Annotated in this window: 13 protein-coding genes; 8 read left to right on the plus strand and 5 right to left on the minus strand. The window is 69.8% G+C overall.

Annotated features, from left to right (window positions below):
* Nucleotides 1–68 precede the first annotated feature (68 nt).
* Nucleotides 69–1,562 (plus strand): adenosylhomocysteinase, encoded by a 1,494-nt coding sequence (ahcY, locus tag ACYQ77_RS04145; protein WP_459707529.1) that lies wholly within the window; start codon nucleotides 69–71, stop codon nucleotides 1,560–1,562.
* 427 nt (nucleotides 1,563–1,989) lie between these two features.
* Here the strand turns inward: ahcY and ACYQ77_RS04150 are convergent, their stop codons facing one another.
* Complete coding sequence (locus ACYQ77_RS04150; protein ID WP_459707531.1) at nucleotides 1,990–2,559, minus strand: YdeI/OmpD-associated family protein; 570 nt, start codon at nucleotides 2,557–2,559, stop codon at nucleotides 1,990–1,992.
* On the minus strand, nucleotides 2,549–3,322 hold the full coding sequence (locus tag ACYQ77_RS04155; protein WP_459707533.1) for an META domain-containing protein: 774 nt from the start codon (nucleotides 3,320–3,322) through the stop codon (nucleotides 2,549–2,551). The genes ACYQ77_RS04150 and ACYQ77_RS04155 overlap by 11 nt, the downstream gene beginning before the upstream one ends.
* A 56-nt stretch (nucleotides 3,323–3,378) precedes the next feature.
* Here ACYQ77_RS04155 and ACYQ77_RS04160 point away from each other — a divergent pair, with 56 nt between their 5' ends.
* On the plus strand, nucleotides 3,379–4,122 hold the full coding sequence (locus tag ACYQ77_RS04160) for a DUF1266 domain-containing protein (protein WP_459707536.1): 744 nt from the start codon (nucleotides 3,379–3,381) through the stop codon (nucleotides 4,120–4,122).
* Between the two features lie 10 nt (nucleotides 4,123–4,132).
* The gene (locus ACYQ77_RS04165; protein ID WP_459707539.1) at nucleotides 4,133–4,765 is read left to right on the plus strand and encodes a dTMP kinase; all 633 of its coding nucleotides are present in this window, start codon (nucleotides 4,133–4,135) and stop codon (nucleotides 4,763–4,765) included.
* A 175-nt stretch (nucleotides 4,766–4,940) separates the two neighbouring features.
* Here ACYQ77_RS04165 and ACYQ77_RS04170 read toward each other — a convergent pair whose 3' ends face one another.
* Nucleotides 4,941–5,420, minus strand: a complete 480-nt coding sequence (locus ACYQ77_RS04170) for a VOC family protein (protein ID WP_459707540.1) — start codon at nucleotides 5,418–5,420, stop codon at nucleotides 4,941–4,943.
* A gap of 153 nt (nucleotides 5,421–5,573) precedes the next feature.
* Between ACYQ77_RS04170 and mtrA the strand changes: the two genes are divergently transcribed.
* Genes mtrA through ACYQ77_RS04185 form a run of 3 tightly spaced genes read left to right on the plus strand, consistent with a single transcriptional unit; the run spans nucleotide 5,574 to nucleotide 9,752 of the window.
* Nucleotides 5,574–6,251, plus strand: a complete 678-nt coding sequence (gene mtrA, locus ACYQ77_RS04175; RefSeq protein WP_075123969.1) for an MtrAB system response regulator MtrA — start codon at nucleotides 5,574–5,576, stop codon at nucleotides 6,249–6,251.
* 10 nt (nucleotides 6,252–6,261) lie between these two features.
* Entirely contained in the window at nucleotides 6,262–8,007 is a 1,746-nt protein-coding gene (gene mtrB / locus ACYQ77_RS04180) for an MtrAB system histidine kinase MtrB (protein WP_459707543.1), read from the plus strand.
* Nucleotides 8,004–9,752 carry an LpqB family beta-propeller domain-containing protein gene (locus ACYQ77_RS04185; protein WP_459707545.1) on the plus strand — a complete coding sequence of 583 codons (1,749 nt, stop codon included), beginning with the start codon at nucleotides 8,004–8,006 and terminating at the stop codon, nucleotides 9,750–9,752. The genes mtrB and ACYQ77_RS04185 overlap by 4 nt, the downstream gene beginning before the upstream one ends.
* 52 nt (nucleotides 9,753–9,804) lie before the next feature.
* On the opposite strand, the gene ACYQ77_RS04190 is transcribed toward ACYQ77_RS04185, so the two are convergent.
* On the minus strand, nucleotides 9,805–10,419 hold the full coding sequence (locus tag ACYQ77_RS04190) for a ComF family protein (protein ID WP_459707547.1): 615 nt from the start codon (nucleotides 10,417–10,419) through the stop codon (nucleotides 9,805–9,807).
* Between the two features lie 534 nt (nucleotides 10,420–10,953).
* Between ACYQ77_RS04190 and hpf the strand changes: the two genes are divergently transcribed.
* Entirely contained in the window at nucleotides 10,954–11,619 is a 666-nt protein-coding gene (gene hpf, locus ACYQ77_RS04195; RefSeq protein WP_459707549.1) for a ribosome hibernation-promoting factor, HPF/YfiA family, read from the plus strand.
* A 236-nt stretch (nucleotides 11,620–11,855) separates the two neighbouring features.
* A complete protein-coding gene (gene secA, locus ACYQ77_RS04200) occupies nucleotides 11,856–14,744 on the plus strand; it encodes a preprotein translocase subunit SecA (protein WP_459707551.1) in 2,889 nt (962 codons plus the stop codon).
* Between the two features lie 447 nt (nucleotides 14,745–15,191).
* On the opposite strand, the gene ACYQ77_RS04205 is transcribed toward secA, so the two are convergent.
* Nucleotides 15,192–15,698 carry a DUF6912 family protein gene (locus ACYQ77_RS04205; protein WP_459707552.1) on the minus strand — a complete coding sequence of 169 codons (507 nt, stop codon included), beginning with the start codon at nucleotides 15,696–15,698 and terminating at the stop codon, nucleotides 15,192–15,194.
* Nucleotides 15,699–15,727 lie beyond the last annotated feature (29 nt).

The following is a 15,727-nucleotide window of genomic DNA, read 5'->3' on the forward strand; positions in this document are numbered from 1 at the left end:
CACTCCAGTCGATCAACTGTCGGTAACGGTAGTGTTCTGGGGGCAATTGAGTTTGGAGGATGCACGGGATGACCGCAGTAAACACCCAGGACGAGACCGTTGGCCGATACCTGCGGACGGTTGGCGACCTGGACTTCGCGGTGGCAGATCTGTCGCTGGCCGAGTTCGGGCGCAAGGAGATCCGCCTCGCGGAGCACGAGATGCCGGGTCTGATGGCCTTCCGGCGCGAGTACGCCGAGGTCTACCCGCTTCGTGGCGCGCGGATCTCCGGCTCACTGCACATGACCGTGCAGACCGCTGTTCTCATCGAGACCCTGGTCGAGCTGGGCGCCGAGGTGCGGTGGGCGTCCTGCAACATCTTCTCGACGCAGGACCACGCGGCCGCCGCGGTCGTCGTCGGCCCGCACGGCACACCGGAGGAGCCCAAGGGCGTCCCGGTGTTCGCGTGGAAGGGCGAGACGCTCGAGGAGTACTGGTGGTGCACCGAGAAGATGCTCACCTGGCCGGGGGAGAACGCGGCGCCGAACATGCTGCTGGACGACGGCGGCGACGCGACCCTCCTCGTGCACAAGGGCACCCAGTACGAGGCCGCGGGCGTCGTGCCGGAGGCGGACGAGAACGACCCCGAGGAATGGAAGATCATCCTCGACACGCTGCGCCGTTCGCTGGCCGCCGACGGCCAGAAGTGGACCAAGGCCGGCCAGTCGATCATGGGCGTGACCGAGGAGACCACCACCGGCGTGCTGCGGCTGTACCAGCTGGCCGCCGCGGGTGAGCTGCTCTTCCCGGCGATCAACGTCAACGACTCGGTCACCAAGTCGAAGTTCGACAACCGCTACGGCATCCGCCACTCGCTGGTCGACGGCATCAACCGCGGCACCGACGTGCTGATCGGCGGCAAGGTCGCGGTCGTCTGCGGCTACGGCGACGTCGGCAAGGGCGCCGCGGAGTCGCTGCGCGGCCAGGGCGCGCGCGTGATCGTCACCGAGATCGACCCGATCTGCGGCCTGCAGGCGGCGATGGACGGGTACGACGTGCAGCGCCTCGAGGACGTGCTCGACAAGGCCGACATCGTCATCACGACGACCGGCAACAAGGACATCGTCATGGCCGAGCACATGGCGAAGATGAAGCACCAGACGATCGTCGGCAACGTCGGCCACTTCGACAACGAGATCGACATGGCCGGCCTGCAGCGCTACCCGGGCATCCGCCGGATCAACATCAAGCCGCAGGTCGACGAGTGGGTCTTCCCCGACGGGCACTCGATCATCGTGCTGTCCGAGGGCCGCCTGATGAACCTCGGCAACGCGACCGGTCACCCGAGCTTCGTCATGTCGAACTCGTTCTCGAACCAGGTGATCGCGCAGATCGAGCTGTACACCAAGAACGAGGAGTACGACAAGGAGGTGTACCGGCTGCCGAAGAAGCTCGACGAGAAGGTGGCGCGGATCCACCTCGAGGCGCTCGGCGGCCAGCTCACCAAGCTGACGAAGGAGCAGGCCGAGTACATCGACGTCGACGTCGAGGGCCCGTACAAGTCGGACCACTACCGGTACTGATCTTTTCTGAGCGACAAGGCCGGCTTCCCTGACGGGGAGCCGGCCTTGTGCGTACGAACGGTCCATTGCCCACGCCGCGCGGACGTTTCCTGTCGGTGCGGCCCGCTAGGCTGGATTCCGGGGGCCGGAGGCCGCCCTGTGGCCGATTCACCCACTGCCGCAAGAAAACGGCGACGGCGGACAGCTCGACCGCTCGCGCCCGGAATTGTCGGTGCTCCCGGCTAAGGTTGAATTCGGGGGCCCCCGGGAAGCGTGCGAGTGGACCAGGGTTATTCAGGAGCTGGTCGCCCGCATCCGGCGGTTGGCTGGCGTTGGTGTCGCACCGGCATGTCGCGGCAGCCTCCGGGGGTCCGCGCACCTGTGGATCGCCGACCCGGTTTTGTCGGTGGTGGCCGCTACGCTGGAAACCGGGGGCCGGAGGCCGCCCTCAGTGCAGCGTTTCGCCGCGTTCCAGCATGCCGACGAACTTCTCGATCCGCCGCGCGCGCGTCTCCGGGCGCTTCGCCTCCTCCACCCGGTAGAGGATCGCGTACCGGTTCTGGCTCGTCAGCGTCCGGAAGAACGCCTCCGCCTGCGGGGACGCGGCCAGCGCCGCCGCCAGGTCGTCCGGCACGGTCGCACCCGCCGGGCCCGCGTAGGCCGCTTCCCACCGCCCGTCCGCCTTCGCCGCCTCCACCTCGCGCAGGCCGCGCGGGAACATCCGGCCCTCGGCGATCAGGCGTTCCGCCGTCGCGCGGTTGATCTTCGACCAGCGCGAGCGCTTGGTGCGTGGCGTGAACTTCTGCACGAACCACTGGTCGTCGACCCGGCGCGCGGTGCCGTCGATCCAGCCGTGTCGCAGCGACTCCTCCAGCGCCTGGTCGTGGTCGACCGACGTGATCCCCGTGCCCTTCTTGGCGATCCGCAGCCACACGCCCTTCGTCTCGGCGTTGTCCGCCAACCAGGCCGCGAACTCGGCCTGGTCGGCGAACGTCATCTCGGGCAGCTCATTCGGCATGCAGTCCGATCCCCTTGCCGGACGGGTGCGTGAACGTCAACCGGTCGGCGGTGACCTCGAACGTCACCTCGTCCCGCAGCGCGTCCGCCACCGCCGCCTCACCCGCCATGATCTCAGGCGCGCACGCCATCAGCGTCGACGCGCCCGGGGTGAACGTGATCGTGTCGCCGTCGATCACGTACTCGGCCGTGTAGCCGTTGCAGTGGGTGTCGGCGGTGACCTTCTTGCCGTCGAAGACGAGCGTCACCTCGGGGGCGCCCGCCGCCATGCTCGACGCGACGTCGCCGTCGATCAGCGTGTCCAGCACCCACGTCGTGCCCTGCAGATCACGTGGCATCTCGTCCTCCGCGGCCATGTCGAACACCGTCGTGCCGGAGCGGATCGTGAGGCGGCCGTCGGTCAGCTCCCACTCCGGGTTCGCCGACAGCACACCGGCCACGAACTCGTCCTGGTCGTGGCGGGCAGGGTCGCAGCCCATCTCGGTCATCGACAGGCCGCCGTCGACGGTCAGCGTGCCGCCGGTCGTGTCGACCTGCCCCTGCATGATGTTGCAGCCCGCGCGCGCGATCAGCCTGCCGTCGTCGGTGAACTCGACGGTCAGCTCCGTCTTGGGCGCGAGCTGCTTCGGCTTGCCGTCCTCGGTCACCGCCGTGGCGGTGAACGTCTTGCCGCGCAACGGGTCGGGGGCGGGCGCCTCCTGGGCCTCCGTCCGTGCCCCGCACCCGGCGAGGACCAGCAACAGCAGCACCGCGACGATTCTCATGCCCCAAGGACGGAGCGGGCCGCCCGGTGGGTTGCACGTCGCTACACTCCGGCGGCGTGGTGGTCTGCGATCACGTCGAGGGGGTGGTCAGCGCCCCACAGGGGCCGTTCTGGGGGCCGCTCGCCCACGGCTTCGCCTGCGGCGCGCACATCCCGGTGCACGTCTCGAGCCCGTGGAACGCGCTCGACGACCCGGTCCGCGACTACGCCGAGAACCGCGAGTCGCTCGCCGACAGCTGGGGCGTCACGACGGCGGCGGACTGGTCGCGGCAGGTCGAGTACCTGCTCGGGGGCATGAACATCGGCCCTGAGGTCGACGCCGTGCTGAACGTGCGGCGCGTGCTGCTCCGCCACCAGGGCCACTACGACCTGCTGACCTGGGAGAACGCCGTCGCCAACTGGGCGCGGCGGCACGGCGGCGACGTCGACGAGATGGTCCGCCTCGCCGGCGTGGTCACGCGGTACGAGTCGCGGTTCCGCACCGACGGGCTGCTGCCGCACGACGGCATCGTCACGAGCGTCTTCGGCTACGACTTCGGCCGGGCCGTCAACATGGCCCGCTGGGGCTTCGGCGGCCGCTTCTGCGACTACCCGACCGCCGAGCGGATCGTGCTGCGTGCCGGGGAACTCTGCCGGCAGCACTACACGTCGTGGGGCGACTTCAGCGCAGGCTACGCACTCGGCCGGGTGATCCGGTTCGACGAGGAGCGGTACGGCCACATGTACGTCTCCGTGCTCGGGCCGCACCGGCTGCTGATGGGTGACCGGTCCAGCCCGTGGTGGCACGTGCCCTTCGCATAGGGTGCCCCGCGTGGGACGACTGATCGTGATCGAGGGCATCGACGGCGCGGGCAAGCGCACCCTCGCCGACGCGCTCGACGGTGCGCTCGACGGCCGCGTCGCGCGGCTCGCGTTCCCGCGCTACGGCGTGGACGTGCACGCGGACCTGGTCCGCGACGGGCTGCACGGCAGGCTCGGCCCGTTCGGTGACGAGGTGTACGGCATGGCCATGCTGTACGCGCTCGACCGCCGGGGCGCCGCCGCCGACCTGCGGGCCGCACTGGACACGCACGACTTCGTCCTGCTCGACCGCTACGTGGCGTCGAACGCGGCGTTCGGCGCGGCCCGGCTGCACCAGGACGCGCGCGGGGAGTTCGTGCGCTGGGTGCGGGACATCGAGATCGACCGGTTCGGGCTGCCGGTGCCGCACGCCCACCTGCTGCTGCGCGTCGCCCCGTCGGTCGCGGCGGAACGCTCGACCCGCCGCGCGCTGGCGGACGCCGCCCGGGGCCGCGACACGTGGGAGGCCGACGACGCGCTGCAGGCCAGGGTGGCCGCCGTGTACGACGGCCTGGCGGCCGACGGCTGGCTCGCCCCGTGGCACGTCGTCGACGGCACGACCACCCCGGACGCACACGAACTGGCCAAGAAACTCGCCGAGTAGCCGGGTTGTCCACAGCCACTCCGGTTGTCCACAGGCAAGATCGACATCCGGGCCCCTGTCGGTGACCACTGGTAGACTGGCAAGGCGGGTGGCCCCCGGGAATGGGTGGGGCTTGAGGTGATGTTCCGGGGCGGCGTTTTCGCAGGTCAGCGGGGGTGTGGCTGCTGGGTGTGGCTTACGGGGCGCCCACCAGGTCTTCACCCCACCGGGCTATTTCCGCCGCGATGTCGAGGCGGGCGATCGTGGGGTTGGCCGTCATCTCGTCGGTGATGCGGTCGCGGGGGACGAACCACGAGATCTCGAACTCGAGGCCGTCCGGGTCCTTGCCGTAGAGGGACTTCGAGACGGCGTGGTCCGACGAGCCGACCAGGGCGCCAACGCGCGCGAGCTTCTCCGCGAACTCGGCCAGTTCCGGCAGCGTGCCGACCGACCACGCCAGGTGGTAGAGGCCCACGTCCGTGCCCGGCTTCTGGCCGTTGCCCCGGACGCCGAAGAGGCCCAGGTCGTGGTCGTTGTCCGATTCGGCGGCGCGCAGGAACGCGGCCGTCGGCCTGCGGTGGACCACCGTGAAGCCCAGGACGTTGGTGTAGAAGGCGACGCTGCGGTCCACGTCGCGGACGTAGAGCACGGCGTGGTTGAGCCGTCGGATGCCCATGGCCGTGCTCCTCCGTACGTCCCTGTTCAATCTTCAACAGGTAGATTGCCGCGACCACCTGAAGCGTTACAAGCGATCACGCGGAGTACGGAAACCGGATGAACCGGCCGGGTCTCGCGCACGAGCCCTTCACGAAGTGCGACCATGTAACACATGAAGGCACGTGTGCTGGTAGTGGACGACGACCCGGCCCTGGCCGAGATGCTGACCATCGTGCTGCGGGGCGAGGGCTTCGACACCGCGGTGGTGGCGGAAGGCAACCGGGCGTTGCCCGCGCTGCGCGAGCTCAGGCCCGACCTGGTCCTGCTCGACCTGATGCTGCCCGGCATCAACGGAATCGACGTCTGCAAGGCGATTCGCGCTGAGTCGGGTGTGCCGATCGTCATGCTGACCGCCAAGAGCGACACCGTCGACATAGTGCTGGGCCTCGAGTCCGGCGCCGACGACTACGTCGTGAAGCCGTTCAAGCCGAAGGAGCTGGTCGCGCGGGTGCGCGCACGGCTGCGCCGCACCGACTCCGAGCCCGCCGAGATGCTGTCCATCGGCGACCTCACGATCGACGTGCCCGGCCACGAGGTCACCCGGGACGGCGTCGCCATCCAGCTCACGCCGCTCGAGTTCGACCTGCTCGTGGCGCTGGCGCGCAAGCCGCGCCAGGTGTTCACCCGCGAGGTGCTGCTCGAGCAGGTCTGGGGATACCGGCACGCGGCGGACACCCGGCTGGTCAACGTCCACGTCCAGCGGTTGCGGTCCAAGGTCGAGACCGATCCGGAGCACCCCGAGGTGGTGTTGACGGTGCGCGGTGTGGGGTACAAGGCTGGCCCCCCGTGATCGGACGGTCTTGGTGAAGCGGTTCTTCCGCGCGGTCGCCCGCCACGGCGCCCGCGCGGTCGCTTTCGGGCAGCAACGCGCGGTCTACTTCGGTGAGCTGTGGCGGCGCTCCCTCCAGGTTCGGGTCGTCGTGTCGACGCTCGCGCTCTCCTCGGCAGTGGTGTTCGTGCTGGGCATGGTGCTCCAGAACCAGATCACCGACCGCCTGCTCGAGACCAAGGAGGAGGCGGCGATCGCGGCCACCCGCGACGCGGTCGTGGTGGCGCAGCGCCAGCTGAACGGCCTGAACTCCGCGGTCGACGACGTGCGACCGCGCCTCACCCAGGCGCTGACCCAGCTGACCAGCTCGAGCCCGGACACCGACACGGCCAGCTCGTCGGCGGGCACGTTCGAGCCGGTGCTGGCGAGCAAGCCGCCGATCTCCGCCGACGACGAGGCCATGATCAGCGCGGGCCCGTACGGGGACGTGCCCGGCAGCCTCAAGCACTTCGTCGAGAACCGCAGGCTCGCGGTGCAGATCCACACCGTCGACCGGTCCTCCGGGCGCACCACGTTCCTGATCGTCGGCGCGCCGTTCGGGTCCGGCCAGGAGCCGATGCAGCTGTACATGCTGTTCCCGCTGACCGCCGAGCAGTCCACGATCGGCGTCGTGCAGAGCACGCTGCTCGTCGGCGGTCTCGTGCTGCTGTTGCTGCTCGCCGGCATCGCGAACCTCGTCACCCGCCAGGTCGTCCGCCCGGTCCGCAGCGCGGCACAGGCCGCGGAACGGTTCGCGGGCGGCGAGCTGGACGAACGCATGGTCGTCGTCGGCGAGGACGACGTGGCACGGCTCGCCCAGTCGTACAACGAGATGGCCGAGAGCATCCAGCGGCAGATCAGCCAGCTCGAGGAGTTCGGCACGCTGCAGCGCCGGTTCACGTCCGACGTGTCCCACGAGCTGCGCACGCCGCTGACCACCGTGCGGATGGCCGCGGACGTGCTGCACGCGTCCCGTGAGCAGTTCCCGCCCGGCCTCGCCCGCTCCACCGAGCTGCTGGTCGACGAGCTGGACCGGTTCGAGTCGCTGCTCGGCGACCTGCTCGAGATCAGCCGCCTCGACGCGGGCGTCGAAGAACTCGTCGCCGAGTACATCGACGTGCGGCCCATCGCCGTCCGCGCCGCCCAGGCCGTCGCCACGATCGCCCGCAACGCGGGCAGCGAGATCATCCTCGACCTGCCCGAGGAGGAGGCGGCCGCCGAGGTCGACTCGCGCCGCATCGAGCGGATCCTGCGCAACCTGCTCGCGAACGCCGTAGACCACGGCGACGGGCACCCGGTCCGGCTCCGGATGGCCGTCGACGACAAGGCACTCGCCGTGACCGTCCGCGACTACGGCGTCGGCCTGCGCACCGGCGAGGCCGACCTCGTGTTCAACCGGTTCTGGCGCGCCGACCCGTCCCGCAACCGCCACACCGGCGGCACCGGGCTCGGGCTCGCGATCAGCCTCGAGGACGCCCGCCTGCACGGCGGTGGCCTCGACGCGTGGGGCGAGCCGGGCAAGGGCGCCTGCTTCCGGCTGACGCTGCCGCGCCGCCAGGGCGTCGAGTACACCGGCAACCCGCTGCCGCTGCCGCCACCGGACGCCGACGTGCCGTCCGCGGACGTCGAGCCCCGCGAGGGCGACGCCGTGCGCGTCACGGTCGCCACCGCCGCCGAGACCGACCCCGCCGACCAGGAGCTCGAACCACCGGCTCCCGTCTGGGAGGAGGCACGATGAGACGGCGCCTGCACGTCGGCCTGCTCGCCGGCGCGGTGCTCCTCTTCGCGGGCTGCGCGAACATCCCGGAGGAGTCCACGCCGCACGCCGTGCGCGACAACCAGCCGCTCGTCACCGAGGCCGCCGAACGCCCGCCGACCGCGAACCTCAACGCGTTCGACCTCGTGCGCGAGTTCGTCAAGCGTTCGGGCAACCCCGAGGCCGCGGCCATGTACCTCACGGACAAGGCCAAGGCCGACTGGCCCGCGGACAGCAAGCCGTACGTCATCCACGACACGTTCAGCACCGTGCCCCTGTCCAACGACGACCAGAAGCAGTCCGGTGAGGACCAGGGCGGCGTGGAGTCGGGCCGGGTGGTCGTCGTGCTGCGCGTGACCCAGCTCGGCAGGCTCGGCCCGGACAACGCGTTCGTCCCGCGGATCGGCACACCGGAGTTCAAGGTCGACGTGGTGCGCGAGAAGGGCCAGTGGCGCATCGACGACCCGCCCGACGACGTGTACGTGCCGTACGCGTACTTCAAGACGAGCTACCGCCCCGTCACCGTGTACTACTTCGACCCGGACCTGCGGATCACCGTCCCCGACCAGCGCTACGTGCCGGCCGCACCGGCGTCGGGCCTGCCGGACCGCGTGATCAAGGTCCTGCTGTCCGGCCCGTCCGACTCGCTGCGCCGGTCGGTCGTGTCCCCGCTCGACGGGATCGGGGCCCGCACGAACGTCGTGCCCGACACCGACGGCACGCTCGTCGTCGACCTCAACCCGCTCGGCGACAAGAGCCAGGAACAGCGCGAGAAGATCGCTGCCCAGATCGTCCTGTCGCTGCAGACCGTCACGTCCAGCCGCCTCCGCATCAAGGGCGACAACCAGGACCTGATCCAGGGCCACGGCGACTGGCGCCTGTCCGACATCAAGCAGTACGACGCCGCCACCAAGCCCGGACCCGACCAGCAGGGCCTGATCGTGTCCGGCGGCAGGCTCCGCGAGCTGCGCGACGGCAAACCGGTGCCCGGTCCCGCCGGCGACGGCCAGTACGACGTCGTCAGCGCCGCCCAGTCCATCGACGGCGACCAGCTCGCGGTCGTCACCAGGGTCGGCGGCAAGCTGCGCTTGCGCGTCGGCCGCTACGGCGAGCAGCTGCAGGACATCGCGCTGGACGCCACGAGCATGTCGCGACCGACATGGCGGGTGTCCACCGGTGACCAGGACGCCGGTGAGGTGTGGACGGTCGAGGACGGCAACGTCGTCCGCGTCGTCCGCTCCGGCGACGAGACGTGGCGCTCGGTCGAGGTCAACGCGTCGGCACTGAACGAGAACTTCGGCGACATCACCCACCTCCGCCTGTCCCGCGACGGCACGCGGGCCGCGATCGTCACCAGCAGGGGCTGGGTCGTGCTCGCCGCCGTGGTGCGGGACAAGGACTCGGTCAGCCTGTCGCTGCCGCGCACCCTGTCGCCGACCATGATCGTCAACGCCGTCGGTGTCGACTGGCTCAACCAGCACACGCTGGTGGTCGCCACTGGCCAGCCGCAGATGCCGGTGATCAACCTGTCGCTCGACGGCCTCACCATCGACATCTACGACCCGAACAACCTCCAGCTGCCCGTCCGTGCGGTCACCGCGGCCCCGGACCGCGACGTGGTCGTCACGGACAGCGCCGCCGTGTCGGTCGTGTCCGGCCTCGGGCAGGTGTGGCACCGGCTGCAGAACGGCCAGGGCCCGAACGCGATCCCGTTCTACCCGGGCTGACAGCCACGCATCGGCTCACTCCTTTCGTCTGGGATGAAGGTCGGGGTGGCGCCTAGGTCGCCGTGAACGCCAGTACGGTCACCTCCTCGCTCCCGTGCTGCCGCAACGCGGCCACGCAGGCGGCCGCCGTCGCGCCGGTGGTGATCACGTCGTCGATCAGGACGGCGGACGCCGGGGCGGGCCCCGTGCACCACAGGCGGCCGTGCAGGTTCGCCACCCGCGCGTCCTGGTCGAGGCCCACCGAGTCACGCGCCCGGCCGGACAGCCGCAGCACCGGGGCGACGGACGCCCGGTGTCCGTCGTGGACCAACGCCGACGCGCAGGCCCGTGCCACCGCCACCATGTGCTGCCCGTACCGCGCACGGGCGGCCGCGGGCCGCGACGGTGCGGGCACCAGGACGTACGGTCCTGCCCGGACGGTGGGCAGGGCGCGTGCCAGCGCCCGTCCTAACGGCACGGACAGCTCGTGACGCCCCTTTTCCTTGTAGGCCAGCACGGCGCGGCGCGCGCCGCCCTCGTAGCCCGCGAGGGCGTACGCGGCGCCGAGGCCGGGGCGCGGCACCGGGCGCACCTTCAGCGCCCCCGCGCACTCGGCGCACCAGCTCGTGGCGGGGGCGTCGCAGCCCGCGCAGCGGTTGGGCAGGACCAGATCCAGAATCGAACGCATGGTCGACATGATGCACCAGGGCACCGACAAACGGCCACGAAAGCCCAAGTCACGGAAGGAGGAACCGTCGTCGCCGACAGTCGCGCCAGCGGCGGCGTTTCAACGATCGGCGGAAGGTGCATACCTCCTTCCGAGTGAACTTGTTCGGGGAACTCCGATCACCCGAAGATCGTTGGGGGGATATGGAAGGCACGATCAGTCGATCACCTGGGAAAGCGACCGTGCCTGGTCCGGCTGGCCGAGCGCGATACGCGCGGCCAGCCGGTGAGGCCCAGCGCGCCGAGGCGGGCCACGTTGCGCTCAGTAACACGATCGGGACGGACAAGTTCCCCCACCGAGGGGGCTTTTGCAATGGCACAACGCGAGATAACGTCTCGGCATCAGCTTTCCCGGTTTTCGCAGGGAGGAGGCGAGTAGCCATGCCCCTGGCGCCGGTGGGTCGCTGAGGAGGGGGAGCCCCTCAGCCTCCTGGAGAATCCGATTTCCGGCGCCGCTGTTCGCTCACTATCTCGCTGTTGGCGAGGGAGGTTGTGTATGGACATCGTCGTTAAAGGCCGCAACGTCGAGGTGCCCGATCACTACCGAGTGCACGTCGAGGAAAAGCTGACCAGGCTCGAACGCTACGACCGCAAGGTGATCCGATTCGACGTGGAGCTCTTCCACGAACCCAACCGCAGGCAGTCGAAGAACTGCCAGCGCGTCGAGATCACCGGCAAGGGCAGGGGCCCGGCCGTGCGCGCGGAAGCGTGTGCCGGCGACTTCTACGCCGCGCTCGACGCGGCAGTGACCAAGCTCGAGAACCGGCTGCGCAGGCTGCACGACCGCAGGCGCGTGCACTACGGCCGCCGGAGCCAGACCTCCGTCGCGGAGGCCACCGCGCACACCTCCTCCGAACTTTCCGCGCTGCCCGCCACGAACGGGCGCGCGCAGACCGCGGTGCTGCCCGCGAGAACCGAGCAGGCCGTAGGCCTCCCCGAGGTGCCGGCCCAGCGCTGGGAGAGCGCTGAGGAGGACAACCTCCCCGGCAGGATCGTCCGGGAGAAGGAGCACCCGGCGAAGCCCATGACCGTCGACCAGGCTCTCTACCAGATGGAGCTGGTCGGCCACGACTTCTTCCTCTTCCATGACGCCGACGCCGACAAGCCGAGCGTCGTCTACCGCAGGAGGGGCTTCGACTACGGCGTGATCAGGCTGGTCTGACACGAACCCGCGAAAGCCCCTGGACAGCGGGTCCGGGGGCTTTCGCGTGCGCGGGACCACCGCGGCGCGTACGTCGACGAGAAGGTCGAGGAGGTCACCCGCGAGCCGGCCCGCGGCGAAGATCGACGAACCGGTCTAGGCAGCACGGTTCACGGACGGCCTACGATGGGGGAGGGTGAGACTGCTCTCTCCCTGTCATAGGTGCGCACACGATCCAGCTAGCGAGGTTGAACCTGATGGTGCTGTCCCGGATTCTTCGAGCGGGCGAGGGCAAGACGCTCAAGCATCTGAAGCGGATCGTGGACGAGGTCAACGCCCTGGAAGACACGGTCGTCGACCTGACCGACGCCCAGTTGCGCGCGAAGACCGACGAGTTCCGCAAGCGCTACGAGGCCGACCGGGACCCGGACCTGCCCGAGGGTGAGACCGACGAGGACGCCCTCGGTGAGCTGCTGCCCGAGGCGTTCGCGGTCACCAGGGAGGCCGCCAAGCGGGTGCTCGGCCAGCGCCACTTCGACGTGCAGCTCATGGGCGGCGCCGCGCTCCACCTCGGCAAGGTCGCCGAGATGCGCACCGGTGAGGGCAAGACCCTGACCGCGGTCCTGCCCTCCTACCTGAACGCGATCTCCGGCAACGGCGTCCACGTCGTCACCGTCAACGACTACCTGGCGAAACGTGACGCCGAGTGGATGGGCCGCGTGCACCGCTTCCTCGGTCTCGAGGTCGGCGCGATCCTGTCGGAGATGACCCCGCAGCAGCGGCGCGCCGCCTACCGGGCCGACATCACCTACGGCACGAACAACGAGTTCGGCTTCGACTACCTGCGCGACAACATGGCGTGGAGCCTGGACGACATGGTCCAGCGCGGCCACAACTTCGCCATCGTCGACGAGGTCGACTCCATCCTGATCGACGAGGCGCGGACCCCGCTGATCATCTCCGGTCCCACCGACCAGAACTCCCGCTGGTACCAGGAGTTCGCGCGGATGGCACCGATGATGAAGAAGGACACCCACTACGAGGTCGACGAGCGCAAGCGCACCGTCGGTGTCACCGAGGCGGGTGTCGCCTTCATCGAGGACCAGCTGGGCATCGAGAACCTGTACGAGGCGGCCAACACCCCGCTCGTCGGTTACCTCAACAACGCGCTCAAGGCCAAGGAACTGTTCAAGCTCGACAAGGACTACATCGTCCGCAACGGCGAGGTCCTGATCGTCGACGAGTTCACCGGCCGCATCCTGGCGGGGCGCCGCTACAACGAGGGCATGCACCAGGCCATCGAGGCCAAGGAGAAGGTGGAGATCAAGGCCGAGAACCAGACGCTCGCCACGATCACCCTCCAGAACTACTTCCGCCTCTACAGCAAGCTGTCCGGTATGACCGGTACGGCCGAGACCGAGGCCGCGGAGTTCCAGAACACCTACAAGCTGGGCGTCGTGCCGATCCCGACGAACCGGCCCATGATCCGCATCGACCGCTCCGACCTCATCTACAAGACCGAGGAGGCGAAGTTCGAGGCGGTCGCCGACGACATCGCCGAGCGGCACGAGAAGGGCCAGCCGGTGCTGGTCGGCACCACCTCGGTGGAGCGGTCCGAGTACCTGTCGAAGCTGCTGGTCAAGCGCCGGATCCCGCACAACGTGCTGAACGCGAAGCACCACGAGAAGGAGTCGGCGATCGTCGCCGAGGCCGGCCACAAGGGCGCGGTCACGGTCGCGACGAACATGGCCGGCCGTGGTACCGACATCGTGCTCGGCGGCAACCCCGACCACGTCGCGGAGAACCGGCTGCGGGCACGTGGCCTGGACCCGATCGAGACGCCGGAGGACTGGATCGCGGCGCTGCCCGCGGAGCTGGAGAAGGCCAAGGAGGACGTCCGGGCCGAGGCCGAGGAGGTCCGCGAGGCAGGCGGCCTGTACGTGCTCGGCACCGAGCGGCACGAGTCGCGGCGCATCGACAACCAGCTGCGTGGTCGCTCCGGCCGCCAGGGTGACCCCGGCGAGTCCCGGTTCTACCTGTCGCTGGGCGACGAGCTGATGCGTCGGTTCAACGCCCAGTTCGTCGAGCGCGTCATGGTGACCATGCGGGTGCCGGACGACCAGCCGATCGAGGCGAAGATGGTCACCCGCGCGATCAAGAGCGCGCAGACGCAGGTCGAGCAGCAGAACTTCGAGATCCGCAAGGACGTCCTCAAGTACGACGAGGTCATGAACCGGCAGCGCACCGTCATCTACGGCGAGCGCAACCGGGTGCTGCGCGGCGAGGACCTGCGTGACCAGGTCGAGAACATGATCGTCGACGTGGTGACCGACTACGTGCGCGCCGAGACCGGCGGCGGCTACGCCGAGGACTGGGACCACGAGAAGCTGTGGACGGCGCTGAAGACGCTGTACCCGATCTCGCTGCGGTTCGACGACATCGTCGAGGAGGCCGAGGCCGACGGCAAGGACCTGACCTCGGAGTACCTCGAGGAGATCATCGTCGAGGACGCGAAGCGCGCGTACCGCGAACGCGAGGCCGACATCGACGCGAAGGCGGGTCCGGACGCCATGCGGCGGCTGGAGCGGCAGGTCATGCTGTCGGTGCTGGACCGCAAGTGGCGCGAGCACCTGTACGAGATGGACTACCTCAAGCAGGGCATCGGCCTGCGGGCCATGGCGCAGCGCGACCCGCTGATCGAGTACCAGCGCGAGGGCTACGACATGTTCGCCGGCATGCTCGACGCGCTGAAGGAGGAGTGCGTCGGGTACCTGTTCAACCTGCAGGTCGAGCAGCCGGAGCCGGAGCCGTCGGACGCCGCGTCGCTGCCGTCGGCCGCGGACCGGGTCGTGCGGGCCCAGCGCGCCGTCGCTGCCGCCCAGGCTGCGCAGGCCTCGGCGGCCGCCGAGGCGGCTGCCGCTGAGGAGAAGATCCCGCCCGCGCTGCGGGGGAAGGGGCTCGGGGCGCCCGGTGGGCCGCAGAAGCTGACGTACAGCGGGCCCGCCGAGGGTGGCGGGGTCGAGTCTCGCAACACCGGCGGCAACGGCAGTGGTGGTGCCGGCGGTGCTGGTGGCGGTACGCGCCGGGAGCGCCGCGCCGCTGAGCGGGCCGCCCAGAAGAAGGGCAAGAAGGGGCCTCGTCGGTAGGTCGTTGCTTGAGCGCCCTCATCGCCGGGTTTCCGGTGGTGGGGGCGCTTTGGCGTGGGTGGGGCGGCCGCCGGCCCCCGGTTTCCAGCGTAACGGGTGGCACCGACATCCGGTCCTGCGTCGAGGCGGGTTATCCACAGGTGGCCGGGTTGTCCACAGATCCGCGCTGAGCCCCGGAATTGTCGGTGGGGACCGGTAGACTGGCATGGCGGGTGGCCCCCGGGATCGGGTGGGGGTTGCCGTACGTACTGGGGGCGGCGTTTTCGCAGGTCAGAGGCTTGTGGTGGCTTGTTTGGCGCTGCGCTGACGTCTGAAAGGCGCGTTCGGGACAGTGTGCGAGGTCGGGTGCGGTGCCGAGGGTGGGCGCTGAGGAGCCAGCCCGCGGAGCGTGTCATCCGGAGACCTGCCCGTCCGGCGAGGACCCCGGAAAGGAACCCACTCAAGGGGCTACAGCAGCTCCAGCAGGAACGGCAGCTCCTCCGGCGCGTACCAGGCCAGTTCGTGGTCCTCGGCCTCGCCGAGGGCGAACTCCGCGTCCCCGTCGCCCAGGTCTGCCTGGTCCACCACCGCGGCCGCGGCCCGGACCGCGGGTTCCGCGTCCGAGGTGTCCAGGTGGACCGCCGCTATCTGTTTCAGCTGCACGGGGCCCGCGAGGCGCACCACGGCGTAGTCCAGGTCCGGGCGCAGTGTGGCGCCGTCGACGTCCGCTGACACGACGGCTCGTCTCGGGAGGACCAGTTCCGGGTCCTCCTCGAGCTCGGCCGCCAGCAGGCGGAGTGACGCGCGGGCCGCCTCGAGCATGGCCGCGTACTCCAGCTCCTCCGACGACCCCGACGCATAGGACTCGCGCAGCATCGGTGTCAGCGCGAACGCCGTGTGGTTCACGGCGGACAGTTCACCCGCGGCGTTCAACGTCCGCAGCATCAACACCGTGGCCGGTATGTAGACCCTCACCGTGCTCCCGTTCCCCGTTCGGCGGGCAA

This window comes from Actinophytocola sp. KF-1, from assembly GCF_054661535.1.

Coding starts and splice junctions, on each gene's coding strand:
- ACYQ77_RS04190 (WP_459707547.1), bottom strand. CDS start 10,419: ATGCGTTCGATTCTGGATCTGGTCCTGCCCAACCGCTGCGCGGGCTGC.
- ACYQ77_RS04150 (WP_459707531.1), bottom strand. CDS start 2,559: ATGCCGAATGAGCTGCCCGAGATGACGTTCGCCGACCAGGCCGAGTTC.
- mtrA (WP_075123969.1), top strand. CDS start 5,574: ATGAAGGCACGTGTGCTGGTAGTGGACGACGACCCGGCCCTGGCCGAG.
- secA (WP_459707551.1), top strand. CDS start 11,856: ATGGTGCTGTCCCGGATTCTTCGAGCGGGCGAGGGCAAGACGCTCAAG.
- ACYQ77_RS04185 (WP_459707545.1), top strand. CDS start 8,004: ATGAGACGGCGCCTGCACGTCGGCCTGCTCGCCGGCGCGGTGCTCCTC.
- ACYQ77_RS04155 (WP_459707533.1), bottom strand. CDS start 3,322: ATGAGAATCGTCGCGGTGCTGCTGTTGCTGGTCCTCGCCGGGTGCGGG.
- ACYQ77_RS04170 (WP_459707540.1), bottom strand. CDS start 5,420: ATGGGCATCCGACGGCTCAACCACGCCGTGCTCTACGTCCGCGACGTG.
- hpf (WP_459707549.1), top strand. CDS start 10,954: ATGGACATCGTCGTTAAAGGCCGCAACGTCGAGGTGCCCGATCACTAC.
- ahcY (WP_459707529.1), top strand. CDS start 69: ATGACCGCAGTAAACACCCAGGACGAGACCGTTGGCCGATACCTGCGG.